The sequence below is a fragment of the Pseudomonas sp. MWU13-3659 genome, from assembly GCF_023757525.1.
GTDB lineage: Bacteria > Pseudomonadota > Gammaproteobacteria > Pseudomonadales > Pseudomonadaceae > Aquipseudomonas > Aquipseudomonas entomophila_E.
The window spans coordinates 22,887-29,750 of sequence record NZ_JAMSHW010000042.1 but is presented as its reverse complement, the minus strand read 5'-3'; the positions used below and the strand labels follow the sequence as shown (position 1 = coordinate 29,750).

Here is a 6,864-nt window from a genome sequence, read left to right as displayed (position 1 = left end):
GGATCGGTGGTGCAGCTGTAGGAGCCGGCCTTGCCGGCGAAGAGGCCAGGACAGGCACTATCACTTGGACAGGTAACGCATCCCGTCTTCCAACCCCTGCAAGGTCAGCGGAAACATCCGGTCCTCGATCAGGTCCCGCACCAGGTGGGTCGAAGCGGTGTAGTCCCAGGCCTGCTTCGGGTACGGGTTGATCCAGATGATCTTCCTGAATTTCTCCATGAAGCGCTGCATCCACACGTACCCGGCTTCTTCGTTCCAGTGCTCGACGCTGCCACCCGGCTGGGTGATCTCGTAGGGCGCCATGGCCGCGTCACCAACGAACACCACCTTGTAGTCGTCGCCGTACTTGTGCAGCAGGTCGAAGGTGGCGAAGCGCTCGGAGGTGCGGCGCATGTTGTTCTTCCACACCGACTCGTAGATGAAGTTGTGGAAGTAGTAGTACTCCAGGTGCTTGAACTCGGTCTTGCAGGCCGAGAACAGCTCCTCGCACACCTTGACGTGGGCATCCATCGAACCGCCGATGTCGAACAGCAACAGCAGCTTCACCGTGTTGCGTCGCTCGGGGCGCATCTGGATGTTCAGCAGCCCGGCGTCACGGGCGGTGTGGTCGATGGTGCCGTCGATGTCGAGCTCTTCGGCGGCGCCCTCGCGGGCGAACTTGCGCAGGCGCCGCAGCGCCAGCTTGATGTTGCGCGTGCCCAGCTCGACCTGGTCGTCGAGGTTCTTGTACTCGCGCTGGTCCCACACCTTCACGGCCTTGCCCTGGCGCTTGCCGGCCTCGCCGACGCGGATGCCTTCGGGGTTGAAGCCCCCGGAACCGAACGGGCTGGTGCCGCCGGTGCCGATCCATTTGTTGCCGCCGGCGTGGCGTTCCTTCTGCTCCTCGAGGCGCTTCTTGAATTCCTCGATCAGTTTGTCCAGGCCGCCCAGGGACTGGATCTGCGCGCGCTCCTCATCGGTCAGCGAGCGTTCGAACTCCTTGCGCAGCCACTCGTCGGGGATCAAGGCCTCGATATGCCGGTCGAGGCTATCCAAGCCCTTGAAGTAAGCAGCAAATGCCCGGTCGAATTTGTCGAAATGGCGCTCGTCCTTCACCAGGATGGCCCGGGCGAGGTAATAGAACGCATCCATGTCGGCGAACACCACGCCCTTCTGCAAGGCATGGTGCAGGTCGAGCAGCTCGCGTACCGATACCGGCACCTTGGCCGCGCGCATTTCATTGAACAGGTTGAGCAGCATGGCCCGGCTCCTGTCAGCGGTTGCCGCGCCGGCTCATGAAGGCCAGGCGCTCGAGCAGCGTCACGTCCTGCTCGTTCTTGACCAGGGCGCCGGCCAGCGGCGGGATGGCCTTGGTCGGGTCGCGTTCGCGCAGCACCGCTTCGCCGATGTTGTCGGCCATCAGCAGCTTGAGCCAGTCGACCAGCTCGGAGGTGGACGGTTTTTTCTTCAGGCCCGGGACCTTGCGCACGTCGAAGAACACGTCCAGCGCCTCGCTGACCAGCGACTGGCTGATGTTCGGGTAGTGCACGTCGACGATCTGCTGCAGCGTGGCGCGGTCGGGGAAGGCGATGTAGTGGAAGAAGCAGCGGCGCAGGAAGGCGTCAGGCAGCTCTTTCTCGTTGTTGGAGGTGATGATGATGATCGGGCGCTGCTTCGCCTTGATGGTTTCGTCGATCTCGTAGACGTAGAACTCCATCTTGTCGAGTTCCTGCAACAGGTCGTTGGGGAACTCGATGTCGGCCTTGTCGATCTCGTCGATCAGCAGGATCACCCGCTCGTCGGCCTCGAAGGCCTCCCACAGCTTGCCCTTCTTCAGGTAGTTGCGCACGTCATGGACCTTGTCCACGCCCAGCTGCGAATCGCGCAGGCGGCTGACCGCGTCGTACTCGTACAGGCCCTGGTGGGCCTTGGTGGTCGACTTGATGTGCCAGGTGATCAGGCGGGCGCCGAAGGAGGCGGCCAGTTGCTCGGCGAGCATGGTCTTGCCGGTACCGGGCTCGCCCTTGACCAGCAGCGGGCGCTCCAGGGTGATGGCCGCGTTGACCGCGAGCTTCAGGTCGTCTGTGGCGACGTAGTCGCGGGTGCCTTCGAACTTCATGAACCGATCCTCTGCGGGGGCTGCGCGGGCCCTTTCGCCGGCAAGCCGGCTCCTACACGTCCAGGTAGGAGCCGGCTTGCCGGCGAAAGGGGCAGTGCGGGCAACACATGTTTGTGATTTGTCAGCGACTATAACCCCGCACCCGGCGGCTGCAAACGCAGACCGGGTATTCAGTCCCTGAATGGTCCGTCACCCCGCGCCCTGGAACGGGCTTTACGCCCTTGCAAGGCAGGCTTACCCTTGAAGGCCAATCCGCCCGTCCATGCATTCAAGGGACCCCGCCATGAGCCGTATCTACGCCGACAATGCCCATTCCATCGGCAACACGCCGCTGGTGCAGATCAACCGCATCGCCCCGCGTGGGGTGACCATCCTGGCCAAGATCGAGGGGCGCAACCCGGGCTATTCGGTGAAGTGCCGGATCGGCGCCAGCATGATCTGGGACGCCGAGAGCAGCGGCAAACTCAAGCCGGGCATGACCATCGTCGAACCCACTTCCGGCAACACCGGCATCGGCCTGGCCTTCGTCGCCGCCGCCCGTGGCTACCGGCTGGTGCTGACCATGCCCGACTCGATGAGCCTGGAGCGGCGCAAGGTATTGAAAGCGCTGGGCGCCGAGCTGGTGCTGACGGACAAGGCCAAGGGCATGAAGGGCGCCATCGAGAAGGCCAACGAGATCGTCGCCTCGGACCCGTCCCGGCACTTCCTGCCGGGCCAGTTCGACAACCCGGCCAACCCGGCCATCCACGAAAAGACCACCGGCCCGGAAATCTGGAACGACACCGATGGCGCGGTCGACGTGCTGGTGGCCGGTGTCGGCACTGGCGGCACCATTACCGGTGTGTCGCGCTACATCAAGCACACCCAGGGCAAGTCGATCCTGTCGGTGGCGGTGGAGCCGGTGAACTCACCGCTGATCAGCCAGACCCTGGCCGGCGAGGAACTCAAGCCAACCCCGCACAAGATCCAGGGCATCGGCGCCGGCTTCGTGCCGAAGAACCTCGACCTGTCTATCGTCGACCAGGTCGAGACCGTCACCGAGGAAGAGTCCAAGGCCATGGCCATCCGCCTGATGCAGGAGGAGGGCATCCTCTGCGGCATCTCCTGTGGCGCGGCCATGGCGGCGGCGGTGCGCCTGGCCGAGAAACCCGAGATGCAGGGCAAGACCATCGTCGTGATCCTGCCGGACTCGGGCGAGCGCTACCTGTCGAGCATGCTGTTCAGCGACCTGTTCACCGAGCAGGAAAACCAGCAGTAAGCGACAAGCTGCAAGCTACAAGAAGGCGTGTCCGTATTGACGCGGATCAGCTTGGGCTTGCAGCTTCTGGCTTGCAGCTGCTCCTGATGGGTTTATGATGTCCGGCTATCCGGGGATGGCCAGATTTCCCCTCCAAGGAGTGTTGCATGACCTTTTCCTTTGTCGCCAAGGCAGGTGTCCTGCTGGTGTTCTTCGGCAGTGTGCTGTTCGTGCACCTGCGCGGCAAGGCGCGCCTGCCGGTGCTGCGCCAGTTCGTCAATCATTCGGCGCTGTTCGCCCCCTACAACAGCCTGATGTACCTGTTCTCCGGCGTGCCCTCCAAGCCCTACCTGGACCGCCAGCGCTTCCCGGAGCTGGACGTGCTCAAGGACAACTGGGAGGTGATCCGCGAAGAGGCCATGCGCCTGTTCGACGAGGGGTACATCCGCGCCGCGGAGAAAGACAACGACGCCGGTTTCGGCTCCTTCTTCAAGAAGGGTTGGAAGCGCTTCTACCTGAAGTGGTACGACAAGCCGCTGCCGTCGGCCGAAGCGCTCTGCCCGAAGACCGTCGAACTGGTCAGCGGCATCCCCAACGTCAAGGGCGCTATGTTCGCCCTGTTGCCCGGTGGCAGCCACCTGAACCCGCACCGTGACCCGTTCGCCGGCTCCCTGCGTTATCACCTGGGCCTGTCCACCCCCAACTCGGACAACTGCCGCATCTACGTCGACGGCCAGCCGTACGCCTGGCGTGACGGTGAGGACGTGATGTTCGACGAAACCTTCGTGCACTGGGTCAAGAACGAGACCGAGGTCACCCGCGTGATCCTGTTCTGCGACGTCGAGCGCCCGCTCAACAGCCCATTGATGACCCGCATCAACCGCAAGGTCAGCGCCTTCCTCGGCCGCGCCACCGCGCCGCAGAACACCGATGACGAACGCGTCGGCGGGATCAACCAGGCCTACGCCTGGAGCAAGCGCTTCAGCAATGTCATCAGCACCCGCGTCAAGCAGTTCAAGCGCGCCAACCCCAAGGCCTACCGCGTGCTGCGGCCGGTGCTGGCGGTGGTGGTCGCCTACGCGCTGTACCGCTGGTTGTTCTGATAGTTCGTCGGCAAGCCGGCTCCTACAGATGTGCGCTACCCCTGTAGGAGCCGGCTTGCCGGCGAACAAGGTCGACATGGCGTATTGCCGAGCCCTCGATTCACCGCTATATTCCGAAACACTCACTTCCCAGAAGACCTGTTCATGCCAGCCATCCCTTCCACCACCGCTTACGTTCTCGCGCCTGTCGCGGGCGTGGTCGTGCGTGGCAGCCAGCAGCCGGCCATGATCAGTCACTACCCACCACCTGTCAGTGGCGTCGTAGGCGGCGTAGCTCCGCCCACTCGCGCAGTCGTGGTGCTGGGCTGACCGGCCACTGGCCGTCTCCCCACCGCACGCGCACCCTACTGAACACGGTCGGCCATCCCCTCGTTATGCGATAGGCCCTCCGTACGGCTCATTTGCCCGTATACAGGTGGCAATACATGTCTGTCTTATCCAAAGCATCCGTGGCCTCGGCGGCCACCACCAGCCTGTTCGTCCTGCTGTGGAGCAGCGGGGCGATCGTCTCCAAGCTCGGCCTGGCCCAGGCCAGCCCGTTCGCCTTCCTGCTGTTGCGCTCGGCGCTGGCGCTGTGTGGCCTGCTGCTGATCAGCCCGATGCTCGGCTTGCGCTGGCCGCGCAGCCGTGGCGCGATCCTGCGTGCCCTGGGCACGGGGGGCGTGCTGCTCGGTGCCTACCAGATCTTTTACCTGCTGGCGTTGAACACCCATGTCACCCCTGGCGTCATGGCCACGGTCATGGGCGTGCAGCCGATCCTCACCGTGGTCCTGATGGAGCGCCAGCGCTCCTTAAGCCGCTTGTTCGGGCTGGGACTCGGGTTGGCCGGGTTGGTGATGGTGGTCTACCAGGGCATCAACCTGGGCGGGGTCTCGCTCGCCGGCATGCTGTTCGCCCTGCTGGCGCTGGCCAGCATGACCCTGGGCTCGATCCTGCAGAAGCGCATCACCGACAACCCCATGGGCACCTTGCCCTTGCAGTACCTGGCCGGGTTTGCCCTGTGCGCGGTGTTCGCACCGTTCCAGGCGCTGCACGTCGAATGGAACATGCACTTCATCGGCGCCCTGTTGTGGATGGGGCTGGTGGTGTCGTTGCTGGCAACCCTGCTGCTGTACCGGCTGATCGCCAAGGGCAACCTGGTCAACGTCACCAGCCTGTTCTACCTGGTGCCGGCGGTGACCGCGGTGATGGACTTCATCATCTTCGGTAACCGCCTGGCACCGTTGAGCCTGCTGGGGATGGGGCTGATCGTGGTCGGGCTGCTGTTCGTGTTCCGCAAGCCGGCGCTACGCGCAGCCGAGGCGTAAACCTGTAGGAGCCAGCCTTGCTGGCGAATGCGGCCGCCTTCGCCAGCAAGGCTGGCTCCTACAAGGACGTGTCATGCTCTGGCAGGTTTGAGTACCAGCCAGAGCGCCGCGCCAATCAGCACCCCGCCATACAGATGCGCCATCGACAGTGGCTCACCCAGCAGCCACGCCCCCCACAGCACCCCGAACACCGGGATCAGGAAGGTCACGGTACTGGCCTTGACCGGCCCGATTTCGGCCAGCAGACGGAAGTACAGGATGTAGGCGAACGCGGTGCACAGCAGCCCCAGGCCCAGCAACGACAGCCACACCTCCCAGCCGCCCCAGCTGGCCGGTGGTTGGGTCAATGCGCTCCAGGCGAACAGCGGGCTGAGCAGCAGCGTGGCCCCCAGCATGCTGCCCAGCGCCGACAGCCGGCTGTCCAGCCCGGCAACCCAACGCCGCGCGAGAAAGCCCGCAAACCCATAGCAGGTGGTCGCCGCCAGGCACGCCAGGGCGCCCTGCACCAGGGCCATGTCCAGCGCCACCGGGCCGGCGCCGCTGAGGATGCCGACGCCGAACAGGCCGAGGAAGATCCCGCACAGTTTGGGCAGGGTCATCGCTTCGCGGAAGAACAAGGCCCCGATCAGCACCCCCATCAACGGCGTGGTGGCGTTGAAGATCGCCGAGTAGCCGGCCGGCAGCACCTGTGCGGCCACCGAATAGAAGGTCGCCGGGATCCCCGAGTTGATCATCCCCAGCACCAGGCAGGCTCCCAGCTTGCCCTGGAAGTCCCAGCGCACCCGTGCCGCGGCGAGGATCGCCACCAGGCCCAGGCAGGCGATGGACACCCGGAAGAACGCCGTCGGCACCGTGCCGAGCTCGGGGGCGATGATGCGCATGAACAGGAAGCTTGCCCCCCAGACGGCGGCGAGGGTCAGCAGGCGGGCTAGGGCGGTGGGGCTCACGGTATTCTCCGGCGGTAGGGCAGGGGCGCGAGTGTACGTCAGGGGATGGGCGGGATTCTTGTGCTTTCTTGCTGTGTAAACGGGTGAGGCTGTTCGCCGGCAAGCCGGCTCCTACTGGATTGTGGGGGCTGGTTTGCCGGGGAACGGAATGGGCTAAGCTCAGCGCTGCACC

General features: G+C 64.6%; 7 protein-coding genes. 4 read left to right on the top strand and 3 right to left on the bottom strand.

What is annotated here, in order from left to right:
* Nucleotides 1-60: 60 nt before the first annotated feature.
* Both NGM28_RS26480 and NGM28_RS26475 read right to left on the bottom strand, forming a co-directional pair.
* Entirely contained in the window at nt 61-1,239 is a 1,179-nt protein-coding gene (locus tag NGM28_RS26480) for a vWA domain-containing protein (RefSeq protein ID WP_240063670.1), read from the bottom strand.
* Between the two features lie 13 nt (nt 1,240-1,252).
* Nucleotides 1,253-2,098, bottom strand: coding sequence for an AAA family ATPase (locus NGM28_RS26475; RefSeq protein WP_023629931.1), 846 nt, complete (start codon nt 2,096-2,098; stop codon nt 1,253-1,255).
* A 283-nt stretch (nt 2,099-2,381) separates the two neighbouring features.
* Here NGM28_RS26475 and cysK point away from each other — a divergent pair, with 283 nt between their 5' ends.
* The 4 genes from cysK (at nt 2,382) to NGM28_RS26455 (ending at nt 5,745) form a co-directional block, all read left to right on the top strand.
* Nucleotides 2,382-3,356 (top strand): cysteine synthase A, encoded by a 975-nt coding sequence (gene cysK, locus NGM28_RS26470; protein WP_240063669.1) that lies wholly within the window; start codon nt 2,382-2,384, stop codon nt 3,354-3,356.
* A gap of 146 nt (nt 3,357-3,502) precedes the next feature.
* A complete protein-coding gene (locus NGM28_RS26465) occupies nt 3,503-4,438 on the top strand; it encodes an aspartyl/asparaginyl beta-hydroxylase domain-containing protein (protein WP_011535083.1) in 936 nt (311 codons plus the stop codon).
* Between the two features lie 144 nt (nt 4,439-4,582).
* The gene (locus NGM28_RS26460) at nt 4,583-4,747 is read left to right on the top strand and encodes a hypothetical protein (RefSeq protein WP_167535663.1); all 165 of its coding nucleotides are present in this window, start codon (nt 4,583-4,585) and stop codon (nt 4,745-4,747) included.
* A 116-nt stretch (nt 4,748-4,863) separates the two neighbouring features.
* Nucleotides 4,864-5,745, top strand: coding sequence for a DMT family transporter (locus NGM28_RS26455; protein ID WP_252092289.1), 882 nt, complete (start codon nt 4,864-4,866; stop codon nt 5,743-5,745).
* Nucleotides 5,746-5,816: 71 nt separating this feature from the next.
* Here NGM28_RS26455 and NGM28_RS26450 read toward each other — a convergent pair whose 3' ends face one another.
* Nucleotides 5,817-6,692, bottom strand: a complete 876-nt coding sequence (locus NGM28_RS26450) for a DMT family transporter (RefSeq protein ID WP_252092288.1) — start codon at nt 6,690-6,692, stop codon at nt 5,817-5,819.
* Between the last annotated feature and the right edge of the window lie 172 nt (nt 6,693-6,864).